The sequence below is a fragment of the Comamonas odontotermitis genome (assembly GCF_020080045.1).
GTDB lineage: Bacteria > Pseudomonadota > Gammaproteobacteria > Burkholderiales > Burkholderiaceae_C > Comamonas > Comamonas odontotermitis.
In genome coordinates, this window is sequence record NZ_CP083451.1 from 3,829,830 (window position 1) to 3,844,967 (window position 15,138).

General features: G+C 61.3%; 12 protein-coding genes. 4 read left to right on the forward strand and 8 right to left on the reverse strand.

The window, feature by feature from the left end; all coding sequences use genetic code 11:
* Positions 1–108 precede the first annotated feature (108 nt).
* From LAD35_RS17700 to groL, 3 genes are all read left to right on the forward strand, one after another.
* Positions 109–792, forward strand: a complete 684-nt coding sequence (locus LAD35_RS17700) for a TetR family transcriptional regulator C-terminal domain-containing protein (protein ID WP_224150268.1) — start codon at positions 109–111, stop codon at positions 790–792.
* 417 nt (positions 793–1,209) lie between these two features.
* Entirely contained in the window at positions 1,210–1,500 is a 291-nt protein-coding gene (gene groES / locus LAD35_RS17705) for a co-chaperone GroES (protein ID WP_184706909.1), read from the forward strand.
* An 89-nt stretch (positions 1,501–1,589) separates the two neighbouring features.
* The gene (gene groL / locus LAD35_RS17710; protein WP_224150269.1) at positions 1,590–3,233 is read left to right on the forward strand and encodes a chaperonin GroEL; all 1,644 of its coding nucleotides are present in this window, start codon (positions 1,590–1,592) and stop codon (positions 3,231–3,233) included.
* 187 nt (positions 3,234–3,420) lie between these two features.
* On the opposite strand, the gene LAD35_RS17715 is transcribed toward groL, so the two are convergent.
* Together LAD35_RS17715 and LAD35_RS17720 are read right to left on the reverse strand one after the other, a co-directional pair.
* Positions 3,421–4,893 (reverse strand): N-acyl-D-amino-acid deacylase family protein, encoded by a 1,473-nt coding sequence (locus LAD35_RS17715; RefSeq protein WP_224150270.1) that lies wholly within the window; start codon positions 4,891–4,893, stop codon positions 3,421–3,423.
* A gap of 98 nt (positions 4,894–4,991) precedes the next feature.
* On the reverse strand, positions 4,992–5,963 hold the full coding sequence (locus LAD35_RS17720; RefSeq protein ID WP_224150271.1) for a Bug family tripartite tricarboxylate transporter substrate binding protein: 972 nt from the start codon (positions 5,961–5,963) through the stop codon (positions 4,992–4,994).
* Positions 5,964–6,165: 202 nt separating this feature from the next.
* Here LAD35_RS17720 and LAD35_RS17725 point away from each other — a divergent pair, with 202 nt between their 5' ends.
* The gene (locus LAD35_RS17725) at positions 6,166–6,735 is read left to right on the forward strand and encodes an HD domain-containing protein (RefSeq protein WP_224150272.1); all 570 of its coding nucleotides are present in this window, start codon (positions 6,166–6,168) and stop codon (positions 6,733–6,735) included.
* Positions 6,736–6,855: 120 nt separating this feature from the next.
* Here LAD35_RS17725 and LAD35_RS17730 read toward each other — a convergent pair whose 3' ends face one another.
* The 6 genes from LAD35_RS17730 to LAD35_RS17755 form a co-directional block, all read right to left on the reverse strand.
* The gene (locus LAD35_RS17730) at positions 6,856–8,082 is read right to left on the reverse strand and encodes an aminotransferase-like domain-containing protein (RefSeq protein WP_224150273.1); all 1,227 of its coding nucleotides are present in this window, start codon (positions 8,080–8,082) and stop codon (positions 6,856–6,858) included.
* 219 nt (positions 8,083–8,301) lie between these two features.
* A complete protein-coding gene (locus LAD35_RS17735) occupies positions 8,302–9,750 on the reverse strand; it encodes an FAD-binding oxidoreductase (protein WP_224150274.1) in 1,449 nt (482 codons plus the stop codon).
* 3 nt (positions 9,751–9,753) lie between these two features.
* The gene (gene hglS, locus LAD35_RS17740) at positions 9,754–11,142 is read right to left on the reverse strand and encodes a 2-oxoadipate dioxygenase/decarboxylase HglS (protein ID WP_224150275.1); all 1,389 of its coding nucleotides are present in this window, start codon (positions 11,140–11,142) and stop codon (positions 9,754–9,756) included.
* A gap of 251 nt (positions 11,143–11,393) precedes the next feature.
* Positions 11,394–12,896, reverse strand: coding sequence for a xylulokinase (gene xylB, locus LAD35_RS17745; protein ID WP_224150276.1), 1,503 nt, complete (start codon positions 12,894–12,896; stop codon positions 11,394–11,396).
* A gap of 90 nt (positions 12,897–12,986) precedes the next feature.
* Positions 12,987–13,928 (reverse strand): AraC family transcriptional regulator, encoded by a 942-nt coding sequence (locus tag LAD35_RS17750; RefSeq protein WP_224150277.1) that lies wholly within the window; start codon positions 13,926–13,928, stop codon positions 12,987–12,989.
* A gap of 249 nt (positions 13,929–14,177) precedes the next feature.
* The gene (locus LAD35_RS17755; protein ID WP_224152780.1) at positions 14,178–15,122 is read right to left on the reverse strand and encodes a carbohydrate kinase family protein; all 945 of its coding nucleotides are present in this window, start codon (positions 15,120–15,122) and stop codon (positions 14,178–14,180) included.
* Positions 15,123–15,138: the final 16 nt, after the last annotated feature.

The window sequence follows — 15,138 nt, forward strand, 5'->3', positions numbered from 1 at the left end:
TTCATTTTGTTGTGCGTCAAAGTACACAATGGGCATGGCATCTGGCCGCACAATAGGCAGGTAGGCGCCCGTCCCAGCTTGTGGCGCCATCCGAGCTTGTGAGTTGCCATGTCCAGCGCGTCACCGTCCTCCACCGCCTCTGCGGATTCATCTTCGGGCTACAGCCTGCTGCGCGGCCCGTCGGCAGCACGCCTGCGCAAGCAGAACCACATCCTCTCCTGCGCCGAAGAAGTGTTTGCACGCGATGGTTTCGAGGGCGCCTCGCTCGAGGCCATTGGCGCGGCATCGGGTTTCAGCCGCCACAACCTGCTGTACTACTACCCCAGCAAGGAGGCGCTGTACCAGGCCGTACTCGAATCGCTGCTGGACGACTGGCTTGTCCACATGACAGACCTGTCCAAAGATGGTGATCCCCGCCAGCAGATCCGCGAGTACATCCGCGCCAAGTTTGCGTTTTCGCGCAACCGCCCCTTTGCGAGCCAACTGTTCACCAAGGAGATGATTGCGGGTGCCCCCTTTGCGGGCGCTGCCGTACGCGAACGCATTGCACCGCTGCTGGCGGCCAACGTAGCCGTGTTTGAGTACTGGGCCACGCAAGGCCTGATTGCGCGGGTCGATTTCACCCATCTGATGTTCACCATTTGGGCACTGACCCAGGGCTACGTGGACCAGCGCACCCAGTTTGCTTTGCTGCTGGGCCAAAGCCAGCTTGAACCCACCGATTACCTGACGGCTGAAACCCTGCTCGTGCAGATGATTGCAGCCACCCTGAAGGTCGATCTGGCGAGCTGATGGCTTCCTTCAAGAGATACGAAGGCTCCAATTTGCTCCTGTTTCAATAGCTATATGCGCTTGCGCTGCAAGTGCTTATTCTCATTTTCGCCTGAAACCCTGCAAGACCATGAGCGGCCAACACCGATTTTTTAACCCCCCGCTCTTGAACTGTCATCAAACACCCTTATTATTAGCACTCGAAGGGGTGGAGTGCTAAGTGCCGCCAACACAACCCTTGATACGTCGTTGCTCGGCCTTGTCGTATATCTGTACTGCCTGCTGCCTCGCGCCTCGTTTCAACCGTAAATCTACGATTTGCTGGGTTGTGTTAGCGGCTCTGGTTCACCATTCCTGACCGTTTTGCACTCAAGGCTTAGCCCTTTGCGCTGGGCCTTTTCCCATCAAAACCCGGTATTTGATATTGAAGGAGTTGTTATGAACCTGCGTCCTCTGCACGATCGCGTGATCGTTAAGCGCCTGGAAAACGAAACCAAGACGGCTTCGGGCATCTACATTCCTGACAACGCAGCGGAAAAGCCCGACCAAGGCGAAGTGCTGGCTGTCGGCCCAGGCAAGAAGAACGACAAGGGCGAAGCCATCGCCATGGGCGTGAAGGTCGGTGACCGCGTGCTGTTCGGCAAGTACTCTGGCCAGACCGTGAAGGTCGACGGCAATGAGCTGCTGGTAATGAAAGAAGAAGACCTGTTCGCAGTCGTCGAAAAGTAATCTTTCGCTCATTCAATTTTCATAGCTACCAGCGGTTGATACATAGACCCTGGAAGCATATTTGAACCCAATCTTTGTAGGAGCCAAAAATGGCAGCAAAAGACGTAGTATTCGGCGGTGAAGCACGTGCACGCATGGTTGAAGGCGTGAACATTCTGGCAAACGCCGTCAAGGTAACCCTGGGCCCCAAGGGCCGCAACGTGGTGCTGGAGCGCTCGTTCGGCGCCCCTACCGTGACCAAGGACGGTGTGTCCGTGGCCAAGGAAGTGGAACTCAAGGACAAGCTGCAGAACATGGGCGCCCAGCTCGTGAAGGAAGTGGCCTCCAAGACCAACGACATCGCCGGTGACGGCACCACCACCGCTACCGTGCTGGCTCAGGCCATCGTGCGCGAAGGCTCCAAGTATGTGGCCGCTGGCCTGAACCCAATGGACCTCAAGCGCGGCATCGACAAGGCTGTCGCCGCCCTGGTGGAAGAGCTCAAGAAGCAATCCAAGGCTACCACCACCTCCAAGGAAATCGCCCAGGTCGGTTCGATCTCCGCCAACTCCGACGAATCCGTGGGCAAGATCATTGCTGACGCGATGGACAAGGTCGGCAAGGAAGGCGTGATCACCGTCGAAGAAGGCAAGTCGCTGGACAACGAACTCGACGTCGTTGAAGGCATGCAGTTCGACCGCGGCTACCTGTCGCCCTACTTCATCAACAACCCAGAAAAGCAAGCCGCTGTCCTGGACAACCCCTTCGTGCTGCTGTTCGACAAGAAGATCAGCAACATCCGTGACCTGCTGCCTACGCTGGAAGCCGTGGCCAAGGCTGGCCGTCCTCTGCTGATCATTGCAGAAGACGTCGAAGGCGAAGCCCTGGCAACCCTGGTGGTCAACACCATCCGCGGCATCCTGAAGGTTGTGGCTGTGAAGGCTCCTGGCTTCGGCGACCGCCGCAAGGCCATGCTGGAAGACATCGCCATCCTGACCGGTGGCAAGGTCATCGCTGAAGAAGTCGGCCTGTCCCTGGAAAAGGTGACCCTGGAAGACCTGGGCCAAGCCCAGCGCGTCGAAATCGGCAAGGAAAACACCACCATCATCGACGGTGCTGGCCAAGCTGCTGAAATCGAAGCCCGCGTCAAGCAAATCCGTGCCCAGATCGAAGAAGCGACCAGCGACTACGACCGTGAAAAGCTGCAAGAGCGCGTGGCCAAGCTGGCCGGCGGTGTTGCCGTGATCAAGGTTGGCGCTGCAACCGAAGTCGAAATGAAGGAAAAGAAGGCCCGCGTGGAAGACGCGCTGCACGCAACCCGTGCTGCCGTGGAAGAAGGCATTGTGGCCGGCGGTGGCGTGGCCCTGCTGCGCGCCAAGCAAGCCGTGGGCAGCCTGGCTACCGGCAATGCCGAGCAAGACGCCGGCATCAAGCTGGTGCTCAAGGCCATCGAAGCGCCTCTGCGTGAAATCGTGTCCAATGCCGGTGGCGAGCCATCGGTGGTGGTGGATGCCGTGCTCAAGGGCAATGGCAACTTCGGCTTCAACGCTGCCAATGACACCTACGGCGACATGCTGGAAATGGGTATCCTGGACCCAACCAAGGTGACCCGTACCGCACTGCAGAACGCTGCTTCCGTGGCATCGCTGCTGTTGACCACCGAGTGCATGATCGCAGAAGCCCCCAAGGCTGAATCCGCTCCTGCCATGCCCGACATGGGCGGCATGGGTGGCATGGGCGGCATGGGCATGTAATTGCCACCGCTGTCATAGCACACCATCGGGCCTCGGCGTTCTGCGCCAAGGCCTGATACAGAAAACCCGGCATCTTTTGGTGGCCGGGTTTTTTCATGCCTGCATGCGGACAAGACTGCTATCAATTAATTAGCATCTAACGCTTATCCGACGCATGTCGGGAGCCAATTTCTTCAAAATTCCATGCTTACGCAGCCATCCCAGGGCTCTTCTTGGCTGGTGCCGTGCGCTTGAGCACCGCGCCTGTACGCGTTCCCAGGTAGGTACCCGCTTCGTAGGCGACAGCGCCGTTCACGATCACACAGTCAATACCTGCAGCGGCCTGCATCGGGTCGTCAAAGGTGGCGGTGTCACGCACCGTGTGCGGATCGAACACGGTCACATCGGCAAAGTTGCCTTCGGCCAGCACTCCACGGCGCTCAACACCAAAGACCTGGGCAGTCAGGCCCGTCATCTTCCACACGGCGGTCTCCAGCGGAAACAGGCCTACATCGCGGCTGTAGTGGCCCAGCACGCGCGGGAATGTGCCCCACAGGCGCGGGTGCGGGCGCTCGTTGGAAGGAATGCCGTCCGAGCCGATCATGGTGGGCTCGAAACGGAGGATGCGCTGCACATCGCGCTCGTCCATGCTGAAGTAGATGGCGCTGGCTGGTTGCAGGCGGGCCGATGCCTCGGCGCGGGAGACCCCCCAATCCTTGGCGATCTCGCCCAGCTCCTTGCCTTGCAGCTCCGGGTGCGGCTCGCTGGTGGCGATCAGTATCTTGCCAGGCAGGCGCTCTTCCTGCAGGTGCAGCATGGTGGAGCTGGCATGGTAGGGGTAGCAGTCGAGCGATACGCACTGGCATTGCATGGCCGATTCGATCTGCGGCAGGGTCTTGGTCGAATTGCCCCAGTTGGCCTGGCCCGCCAGCTTGTGGTGCGAGATGACCACGGCCGCCTGCGCACCTCGGCCAATCTGCAGGGTTTCGTCGATGGACTGCTGGCAGTGCACACCTTCGTCGCGCATATGGGTTACGTACAGCGCATCGAATTCAGCCAGGGGCTTGGCTACCTCGCTCACTTCTTCGGTAGTCGCGGCGGCAGCCGGCGGATAGTAAGTACCGGTGGAGAGTCCTACGGCGCCCGCCGCCAGCGCCTCGCGCAGCAGCGCCTGCATGTGCGCAATCTCGTCCTGGCTGGCTGCGCGGTTCAGATCGCTCATCGCCAGCACGCGCAGATTGGTGTGGCCCACCATGGGGATCACATTGACGGCAGGCGGCGCTGCCGTGAGTGCGGCCAGGTACTCCTTGAAGGTGGAAAACCGGGTCTTCGCGTCGCTCAGCAGATTGAGCGGCGCAGGCATAGGCGATTCCGGCAGGAGTGGCGCCACGCTGATACCGCAGTTGCCTGTCACCACCGCCGTCACGCCTTGCGACACCTTGAACTCCATCTGAGGCTGCAGCAGCAACGCCTGGTCATCGTGCGTATGCGAATCGATGAAACCGGGCGCGACGATCTTGCCTGCCGCATCGATGACCTGGTCAGCCGTGGCAGCCTGCAGATCGCCGATGGCCACAATCTGGCCCGCGCGAATGCCCACATCGGCCTTGAAGCGCGGGCGCTTGCTGCCGTCAATCACTTCGCCACCGCGAATCAATATCTCAAAATGCTGTTCTGCCATGGTGCAGCCCCGAGGTTCAATACGATGAAATACTATAAAAACAGAAGCTGTCAGCGCAATCTGGAAAAGCGCTGAAGGCCATTTTCAATCAAAAATTATCAATCCACCTTGGCGCCACTGGTCTTGACCACGGCGCCCCATTGCACGCGCTCCGAATCGGCCAAGGTCTTGAAGGCTTCCGGCGGCCCGCCCAGAGGCTTGAAAGCCATCCGATCGAGCTGCGCAATGATCTCGGGGGTTTTGAGCACGTCGTTCAGCGCGGTGTTCAGCGCCATCACCACATCGCGTGGTGTGCCCGGCGGTGCCACCAACCCGCCCCAGGCATTCATCACGAAGCCGGGCACCCCGGCTTCCTGCATCGTCGGCAGATCGGGGAACTGGGGTGAGCGCTCCTTGCTGGTCACCGCCAACGCGCGCACCTTGCCAGCCTGTACCTGCGGGGCAGCGGTCACAATGTTCTCAAAATAGAACTGCAGGCTACCTGCCATCAAGTCGCCCATGGCCTGCGGCGAGCCCTTGTAAGGGATGTGTTCAGCCGATTGCAGGCCCATCTTCGTCTTGAACAGTTCCGCTCCCAGATGGCTGGTGGTGCCGATGCCCCCCGATCCATACTGCAAGGGCTTGTCTGCCTTCTTGCCGTAGGCCACAAGCTCGGCCACCGTTTTGGCAGGCACGTTGTTGTTGACCAGCAAGAAGCTGCTGGTGGTGGCAATACCGCCCACCAGCACCAGAGTCTGCGGGTTGTAGGGCAAGCGGCTGAAAAGAAACTCGTTGGTCGTCAGCGTGGCATTGTTGCCATAGGCCAGCGTGTAGCCGTCGGGCGCAGCGCTGACCAGGGCCTGGATGCCGATATTGCCGCCCGCGCCGCCCTTGTTGTCGATCACCACAGGCTGGCCCAGTTTTTTGGACAGCTCGTTGCCGATCAGGCGCGTGAGCACATCGGGGCTGCCACCCGCCACTCCGGGCACGATGATCTTGATCGGCTTGTCCGGGTATGCGGCCTGCGCTGCAAAGGCGGCCGCGCATGCAGCAGCCATTACCCATCGGCGTGTCCAGTTCCCTGCGGCCATGCGGCTCTCCTTGTCTGTGATCTGTCGGGCTAAACGCATGCCATGCTAGAGGCGGCTCTGCGCAAGTGCTGTCGCGCATGTGTTCATACGCCCGCGCGTTGTGATTTGCAGCAGTTGGCAAAACACACGAAATCCCCACGCCACATGGGTAGAGGCAGATCCGATAGGCTTGGCCTTGAAACAAGTTCATCCCAAAGAATCCATGACAAGCAAGAACCTCCTGGGCCAGCTGCAATTCCTGCGCGAAGCCGAGCGTCTCAAGAGCGTGCTCAGAAGCGCGCATACTTCCACCGGCAGACCGGAAAGCACCGCCGAACACAGCTGGCGGCTGTGCCTGATGGCCATGACATTCGAGCAGGAACTGGGCCCGCTCGACATGTGCAAACTGCTCAAGATGTGCATCATTCACGACCTGGGCGAGGCCATTCACGGCGATATTCCCGCCATCGACAAAGGCGCACATCCCGACAAGAGCGCGCAGGAAAAAAGCGATCTGCTGCAACTGAGCCAAACGCTGGAGTCCGCGCAGCAGGATGCCTTGCTGGCCCTGTGGCAGGAGTACGAAGATGCCGCCAGCCCCGAGGCCCGGGCGGTCAAGGCGCTGGACAAGCTGGAGACCATCCTGCAGCACAACCAGGGACAGAACCCTGCGGATTTCGATTACGGCTTCAACCTCTCCTATGGTCGCCAATACACCGATGCCACGCCGCTCTTTGCAGCGCTACGCCAGGCGGTGGACGAGGACACGCGCCAAAGAATGCAGGGCAACTGACGGGTGGCACACAAGGCGGGCGGTACCCGCCTCCGAGCAATCGCTGGCGTGAAAAGGCCCACGGCTCCATGAAAACCGCGGGCCTGGGTATGCAAAAAAGCTGAAGCCTAGAACCAGCCCTTATCGCGCCTTCTCGAATGCCTGTGCCAGGCGCTCCACGGCCTGCTCGATCTGCGCCACATCCGGTGCAGCGAAGGACAGGCGCATGGAGTGCAGATCGGCATTGTCGGCATAAAAGGCCTTGCCGGGCACAAAGATCACATTGGCAGCAACCGCTGCATCAAACAGCTTTTGCGGATCGATGCCTTTGTCGAATGTGAGCCAGACAAACATGCCGCCTGCAGGCTGCACAAACTGCACAAGATCACCCAGTCGGGCCTTCATTCCATCGGTCAGCGCCTGCATGCGGCGCCGGTACTCGGCACACGCCGCAGCCACCGCCTGGGCGTAGCGGCCCGACTGCAGGTAGCTCGCCGCCACCGCCTGCGCCAGCGGCGAAGTGCACAAGTCGTTGGTCTGCTTGGCCACAATGGAGCGGCGCAGCACGGCGGGGTCTGCCACCATCCAGCCCACGCGCAAGCCGGGTGCTACGGTTTTGGAGAGGCTCGACAGGTATACAACCGGGTTCTCGCCTTCCGCCTCGCCTCTCTGCTCTTGCAGCAGCTGCTGCGCCGCTGCATAAACCGGCGCGGGGCGCTGGTCGGTAAAGGCCAGTTCGCCGTAGGGATCGTCTTCCACCACAACAAAGCCGTATTGCAGTGCCAGTTGCACCAGCCTGGTTCGCCGCTCCTGCGTCAGCAAGGTGCCGCAGGGGTTGGAGAAATTGGGCACGGTATAGAGGAGACGCGGGCGCTCATCTTCAGGCAGCTCTTCCAGCAGCACCTGCAGTGCATCCAGGTTCAGGCCATGCCCATCCACCGGTGTGCTCAGGATACGGGCACCGGCCTGGCGCAACGCCGCAATGGTGGCCGGATAGGCTGGCGTCTCCACGCACACCACGTCGCCGGGCTGCACCAGCACCCGCAGCAGCAGATCAAAGCCCTGCTGGGAGCCGGTGGTCACCAGTACGTCGCTGGCTGCACAGCGAATGCCGCGCGCCTGGCACTGCGCTGCCAGTTGTTCACGCAGTGCGGGTGAGCCTTCGGTAGCACCATACTGCAGCGCGGTGGCCCCCGTGGTCATGGCCTGTGCCGCCGCCGTTGCGAGCCCTTCCTGGTCAAACAGGCTGGGCGATGGATAACCACCAGCCAGCGAGATCATGCCGGGGCGGCTGAGATAGGGAAACAGTTCGCGGATCGGCGAGCCCTGCGGATTGGCGAATGCCGGGGTGAAGCGGAAAAATGACATGGTTGCGTGTCTCCTTGTTGTTCTTGAATAGCAAATCTGGTCCGGACAGGCATGCGGCACACCAGGATCGTGCCCCGGTTACATCTAAAAGCGCCTGCTCGACGTCTGTCTCTATTGGCTTTGGGCAATTCTCATATTGCAGACTGAAGCAAGGTGCGCGCTGTCAGCGATGCTTTTGAAAGCATCTGCCAGACTGCACGCGCCCTATTTCCTATTTCTTTACTTGGCCACACCCAGATCCACCGTGCCGCACAGGCGCTGCGGATCGAGCCGCTCGCGCCAACCATCGGCCCATTGCTGCAGCAGCGCAGGTGTGAATTGCCGGTAGTAAGCGATGTTGTGCGGGCCCACGCCATGCTCGGCGCTGTAGCTGCCACCAAAATCCTGCACCACCATCGTGTAGATCGCATCGCGCAGGCGCTGCACCACGGCTGCGTCGTAGGGCTCGGCTGCATCCTTGCGCCAGATGACATTGAAATGCACGCCGCCATCGGCAATGTGTCCGAAATCCACCACCGTCAGAAACGGGTAGTCGCGCGCCACCAGTGCGCGGCCCTGGCGGCAGAATTCCATGATGCGCGAGCGCGGTACGGAAACGTCGAACGCAATCGGCTTGCCCAGCGCACGCGCGCCTTCGCTGATGCTGTGGCGCAGGTGCCAGAGCTCTTGCGCGTTGCCCAGCGCCGCGTTGACGATGGTCGATTCGAACTGGTCTTCCAGAAAGCCGTTCAGTGCTTCCTGCAGATCCAGATTGCTGTACTTGGTGGCCGCATTGGCCTCCAGCTCGATCAGAATGGCGAAATCAGGTGCGCCTTCGGGTGCAAACGGGTTGCGCAGATTGGGCACATGGTCAATGGCAGCCTGCATGGCGTTGCCGGAGATGCCTTCGAACGCGGCCAGCCAGTCGCCCAGATCACGCTCCATGGCCTGCAGCAGCTCCATCACGGCCTCATCCGATGCAGGCACCACCAGCGCCGTGGCCCGCTGCGTGGGGCGCGCATGCACCTGTATCGTGGCCTGCGTGACGATGGCGCCAGCGCCCGAACCACCCACCAGCAGTTGCTTCCAGTCCACGCCGGTATTGTTCTTGCGCAGCGCGCGACCCAGCTCCACCACTTCACCCGGCGGGTGCATCAGCACAGCCTGCACCGCCATCAGGTTGGAGCGCACATCGCCGTAGCGGATCAGGCGCGTGCCACCGGTGTTGGTGGCAATCATGCCGCCAATCGATGGATTGGCGCCCAGGTCGATGGGAAACCACAGGCCATGCGGCTCCAGCTTGTCATTCAACTCCTGCAAGGTAACGCCAGCATCCACCACCACGCTGCGGTTGGCTGCATCCACCTCGCAGGTGGCGCGCAGGCGCGACAGGTTCAGCACGATCTGCGTGCCGCTCATGTCGGGCGTGCTGGCCCCCACCATGCCGGTGTTGGCCCCTTGCGGCAAAAGCGGAATCCGCTGCGCCGCGCAGAGGCGCACCACCGCCTGCACCTGCTCAACATTCGCTGGCCGCACCACCAGGCGCGCGTGGCCCTGGCCGTAGCGCGCGCCTTCTTCGTAGGCGGCCATATCGGCACCCTGCAGCACACCGCTGGCGCCCACGATGGCGTGCAGCTCGGCCAGCAGCGCCGTGTTGTCCACTGTATGGCTTGCCTCGATTGCACTCATGACTCAGGCCACGCTTTCTACAGCATTGGCAGACAGCGCTGCGCGGACAGCACGCAGCGACTCATCCTGCATCGATTGGTACAACGCAATCTCGTCGTGCACCTTGGCCCCCAGGTCGGCTTCGAAAGCCTGTTGGGCCTGGTTGGCTGCGTAGTGTTTCTGCTCTTCGCCACCCAGGTTGGACTGGAAGATGCCTGCCGCACTGACGGGCAGAAAATCTTCGTACACGATGGGCTCGGCGCGGACGACGCCGCTTGCGATCAGCGCTTCGATATCGGTATCAACGGCATCAGAGGCCAGGTCCGCATCGGTGTTTTGCAGCACATAGCGGTAAAAGGCCAGGCCCTGCTGGCGCATTGCTTCGTGCGCGTCGGGGAAGGCCGTAAACGCCGTCTGCAGGCGATCCTGGTAGTTGGTGCTGGCGCTGCCGGCATTGCCCATGCTGCGCACATTGGCCAGCAGCTCGTCATACAGCGCGCGGCCCTTGCGGGTGAGTGCCACGCCGCGCTGTTCAATCTCGCCAAAGCGCGCGGTGTGGGTACCCTGGCCACTGCTGTCGCCGGGAAAGTTCACCTTTTCCTGCAGCGCCTTGAAGCTGGTCTGGCGCAGCAAAATCGGGCAATGGCGGCGCGGCGGACCTTCGACCACATCCTTGGCATCCATGCCATGCTGCGGCATGCCCGCCTGTGCGGCATCGATGTCCAGCGTACGCGGCGTCAGGTGGTTGATGTGCGGGCCTTTGAAGCAGACCACATCGGCAATCAGGCGGTGCGCCTTGTGCAGCTTGTCGTAGGTGGCCGCATCGACAGTGGCCTCGCTGTGCCAGCGGAAGGTCTCCAGCGCCTCGTTCACAAACTCGGTGGCTTCGGCGTCCGTCAGGCCACCAGCGGCTTCATGCTGCGCAATCAACGTCAGCGCCCGTGCCGTGAAGATATTGCGTTTGGCCAGAATGGCGGCAGCCTCGTCGCGCAAGGCAGCATCGGCGATCAGGTCCAGGCGCAGCAGCGAGGTGAACACCCGAAACGGATTGCGGTTGAGCGACTGTGTGGCGACCGGCCGGAAGGCGGTGGAATGCACAGGCACACCGGCTACCGACAGATCGTAGTAGCCCACGGCTTCCATGCCCATCACGGCGAACAGGCGGCGCAGCGTGGACAGCTCCTGCTGCGTGCCGACACGGATGGCGCCGTGGCGCTCCACATCCAGCCGCGCCAATTCATCGGCCTGCTGCATGGCTGCCGCCAACTGTGGCTGCGCCTGCAGCACCTGCCCGTTCACGTCGGCCACCAGGTCGATCAAGGAGCCGTATTGCGGCACTTCTTCGCGGTACATATCGGACATGGCGCGGGAAAAGCGCGCGCGAACTTCATCGGGGTGAACAAACGCAGTCATTACAAGTATAAATTTAATAGCATTAAAACCATGCAGGATAGGCGTAGATGGCAATTTTCTCGCCATCGACCATCCTATCCTTCACTGCGCATGATGCTAGAAGCCGCCTTGCCTGCGGTCAAACGCCAATAGCGCGCGACTTTGTTCCAAATACGCACAATATCAAGACGGGCTCAGAGCGCCGCATGCACATCTGCAGCGCACATCGGCTGTGGCCAGAGCTATTGAAACTCGGCCATCGATGCAGACAACTATTGGCTTTTCAAGCCACCAACGCCGCCCGCTTCTGGCGTGAAGTGTGCACGCAACCCGGCATACAAGGCCTTGAACCGCATATGCCGCCTCTGGTGGCTCTCAGCCTTTGTGAAATCGGGTTCAAAGCGCTGCCGCACCACAGGGGTTGTACACACGGCACTCGCCATGCCACCATCGGCCAGGTGCGCCAGACGGGCCGCCCCCAGCGCCCCGCCGGCTTCGCCCCCCTCGTGCAAGGTGAGTGGAACTTCAAGGATGTCCGCCAGCAATTGCGCCCACCAGGTGCTGCGCGCCCCCCCACCCACCAGTGCCAGTGCACCGGCAGGCGACTCCAGCGTATCCAGGCCATCGCGCAACCCCATGCTCACGCCCTCCACAACGGCATACGCCAGGTCTGCCCGGCCATGTGCCTGGGTCAGGCCAAACAGAACGCCTTGAGCGTGGGGATCGTTGTGGGGAGAACGCTCTCCGCAGAGGTAGGGAAGAAACAGCGGAGCATGTACACGGGCGCTGTTGTCCAACGATGCGGCAGCAGCGAGCAGCGCAGCTTCGTCCTGGAAACCCAACGTACCAACGGCCCACCGCACGGCGCTCGCCGCCGAGAGCATGACCGACATCTGATGCCAGCGGCCCGGCACGGCGTGGCAGAAAGCATGCACGGCCTGCCCGGGGTTCGGGGCAAAGTGCTGGCCTGCGATGAAGATCACCCCCGACGTACCAAGGGAGACAAACCCCTGCCCCGGATTGACCACACCCATGCCAACCGCGCTGGCAGCATTGTCGCCACCGCCCCCCGCAATCACCACACCGCCCTTGTGGGCTGTGCCGATACCCCAGCGCCTGGCCAGTTCCGGCCGAAGCCAGGCTGATGCGTCGCTGCCTTCTACCAGCTTCGGCATGTGAGCCCTTGTAAGGCCGGTGGCAGCCAACAGCTCATCCGACCAATCGCGCCGCCCAACATCCAGCCACAGGGTGCCGGAGGCATCCGACATGTCGCTCACCGCATCGCCGCTGAGCAGCAACCGCAACCAATCCTTGGGCAATAGCACGCGAGCGATGCGGGCGAACAATGCGGGCTCCATCTCACGCATCCACAGCAGCTTGGGCGCCGTAAAGCCCGGCATGGCCAAATTGCCTGCAATGCGGGTCAGGTGAGGCACACGCTGGCTGAGTTTGGTGCACTGCTGCGCGCTGCGGCCATCGTTCCACAGTATGGCGGGACGCAGCACAGCGCCCGCAGCATCGAGCGCTACAGCACCATGCATCTGCCCTGATAGACCAATGCCTCTGACCTGGGCCAAGGCATCCGCGTGAAGCGCGCCCAACGCGGCCATCACCCCCTCCAGGGCCTGTGCCCATTGGCTGGGGTGTTGTTCCGACCACAGCGGCTGTGGATGGTCGACCGAAAGCGGCGCATCTGCGATGCCAACGATGTCGCCCTCATCCGTCAGCAGCAAGGCCTTCAGCGCAGATGTGCCCAGATCCAGCCCAAGATACATGGGTTCAATCTTTCATATAAGGAGAAATGGCATTGCACAATCTGTGCATGCAACGGCGTGCCGGCCATTCGCGGCCCTGGCGCTGTTGCATCAACGCTGGCCTCCAAACCGGTGGTCTGCCTGCCGCCGGAATTCGGTTGGCGTCATGCCCTTGATTTCCAGAAAGCGGCGATTGAAGTTGGCGACATTGTTGAAGCCCACCTGGTAGCAAATGTCCGTCACATAGTGGTCCGTCTGCATCAGCAAGTGGCATGCATTGTTGATGCGCACGCGATTGACAAAATCGGTAAAGCTGTTGCCGGTGGAGCGGCGAAAGAATCGAGAAAAGCGCGATTCCGTCATACCCAACTCCGCTGCCAGATCGCCCATGCTGATCGAGCTGCCCACATGGGTGGTGATGCGATCGACGATCCGGCTGATCTGGTCCTGCTCTGCGCCGCCGTCACCTTGCATTTGCACGGTGGACAACAGCCGATAATCCGTGCATTGCGTCAGATCGGCCATGAGCTCGCAGAAGTGGCCAAAGCGCCGAATGCCACGCGATGCCTTGATCAGGTCCCAGTGCGCGCGGGCACGCTCGGACACGCCAAAGAACTCCACGCCATAACGTGCGCGCCCAAGCAGTTGCATCACATCATGCAGCTCGGGAATGCGCTCACCTGCGCTTTGCAGAGGCTCGTGGAGAAACTGGATGACCAGATCGCGCTCCTCCACCGTTTTTCCACCCGTGTCCAGCGATATCCAGTTATGTGGCAGTCGTGGCCCGCACAACACCAGATGGCCCGGCTCAAACGGCCCGATCCAGTCTCCGATAAAGGCTTTGCCCGATGTTGCCGTGATGAGGTGCAGTTCGTACTCGTCATGGAAATGCCAGCGTGCCAATGGCGTGGGAAAACCGTGCGCCAGGCAACGCACCAGGCCGGCCTCTTCGGGCGTTTCATAGCCCAGCGCGGGGGAGCGCAGAAATTCGCGCTCCAATTCCGGTTGGCGCTGGCGAGGGCGCACCTGGACAGGATGTGGAAATGTGCTCATGGCGACATCAAAGCCGTTAAATCACCTGGCCGCCATCAACTTCTGGGGCCACAGTGCGCAGATGTGCCTGCCGCTTTGCGGGCCAGGATGATGTTGTGCCATGAAACTTTCTCCCCCCTGTTATATCTGCCAAACAGTGTCTGCAGCATGTACCCCAAGGCCTTTGCGCATTCCGGGATGAGAGACTGCGTGCATCCATGCGGCTCGGACGCTGCAAACAAGCCTGCAGAAAAGCAACGCCAGTGACATTCACGCATTGCTCCCGCGCGCCAGCAATGCATCCACTTCCACGCGATGCGGCGGATTGGCGCCTTCACGCGTGCAGTTGATGGCGGCTGCCGCAGTGGCAAACTTCAGAACATCCCGCCAGCACTCGGAGGGCAATGCCGCCAAGGCTGCAGTATCTTCAACCCCACGCTCCAGCAAAGCCACCGACAGGCCTGCTGCAAAGGTATCGCCTGCACCAATGGTATCAGCCACTTTGATAGGGGGCGATGCGACTTCCAATGGCGCTGCCCCCGGGCGGTACAGTGTTGCCCCTTCCCCGCCGCGCGTGATGACTATGGCACGTGGCCCAAGGCGTAAGCAATCGGCTGCCACATCGGCGAGCCCCCGCCCCGGCGCCAGCAGTGCCGCATCCTCATCACTCATCTTGACCACATCCGCGGCAGCAAACCATTGTTCGCAGCGCTTGCGCCAGCTGAGAGGATCGGCGATCAGGCTGGGCCGTGCATTCGGATCGAACAACACCATGCGCTGGCCACGTTGTGCTTGTACGAATTCAGTAATACGGGTGGCAGCCGGCTCCTGAAGCAGCGCGATCGATCCAAAATGCAGCCAGCGGCAACTGGCTGGCAGAAGGGGTAGCTCCGCTGGCGACCAGAGTGTGTCTGCCGTGCCCTGCATGTAAAAGGCATAGCGGTTGCTTGAGGGCGTTCGCTCCACAAAGGCGAGCGTGCTGGGTGCATCGCTGCGCAGCACAAAACGGGTGTCGATGCCATTGCCTTGCAGGTAATCCAGCAGACGCTCACCAAACAGATCCGACGAGAGCTGGGTGACAAAGCCTGTCGGTTGCCCCAGCCGCGCGCAGGCCACGGCACTATTGGTGAGCGCGCCACCTTCGTGCCCCTGGAAAACCAGCCCGCTGGCAGCGGTAAAGTCGATCAGCGATTCGCCGACGAACATGATGCGCATCGAAGCTGTCATACAA

Bases quoted from the DNA above. Each gene is read 5' to 3' on its own strand.
- LAD35_RS17700 (WP_224150268.1), top strand. From the start codon at position 109: ATGTCCAGCGCGTCACCGTCCTCCACCGCCTCTGCGGATTCATCTTCG.
- groES (WP_184706909.1), top strand. From the start codon at position 1,210: ATGAACCTGCGTCCTCTGCACGATCGCGTGATCGTTAAGCGCCTGGAA.
- groL (WP_224150269.1), top strand. From the start codon at position 1,590: ATGGCAGCAAAAGACGTAGTATTCGGCGGTGAAGCACGTGCACGCATG.
- LAD35_RS17715 (WP_224150270.1), bottom strand. From the start codon at position 4,893: ATGGCAGAACAGCATTTTGAGATATTGATTCGCGGTGGCGAAGTGATT.
- LAD35_RS17720 (WP_224150271.1), bottom strand. From the start codon at position 5,963: ATGGCCGCAGGGAACTGGACACGCCGATGGGTAATGGCTGCTGCATGC.
- LAD35_RS17725 (WP_224150272.1), top strand. From the start codon at position 6,166: ATGACAAGCAAGAACCTCCTGGGCCAGCTGCAATTCCTGCGCGAAGCC.
- LAD35_RS17730 (WP_224150273.1), bottom strand. From the start codon at position 8,082: ATGTCATTTTTCCGCTTCACCCCGGCATTCGCCAATCCGCAGGGCTCG.
- LAD35_RS17735 (WP_224150274.1), bottom strand. From the start codon at position 9,750: ATGAGTGCAATCGAGGCAAGCCATACAGTGGACAACACGGCGCTGCTG.
- hglS (WP_224150275.1), bottom strand. From the start codon at position 11,142: ATGACTGCGTTTGTTCACCCCGATGAAGTTCGCGCGCGCTTTTCCCGC.
- xylB (WP_224150276.1), bottom strand. From the start codon at position 12,896: ATGTATCTTGGGCTGGATCTGGGCACATCTGCGCTGAAGGCCTTGCTG.
- LAD35_RS17750 (WP_224150277.1), bottom strand. From the start codon at position 13,928: ATGAGCACATTTCCACATCCTGTCCAGGTGCGCCCTCGCCAGCGCCAA.
- LAD35_RS17755 (WP_224152780.1), bottom strand. From the start codon at position 15,122: ATGCGCATCATGTTCGTCGGCGAATCGCTGATCGACTTTACCGCTGCC.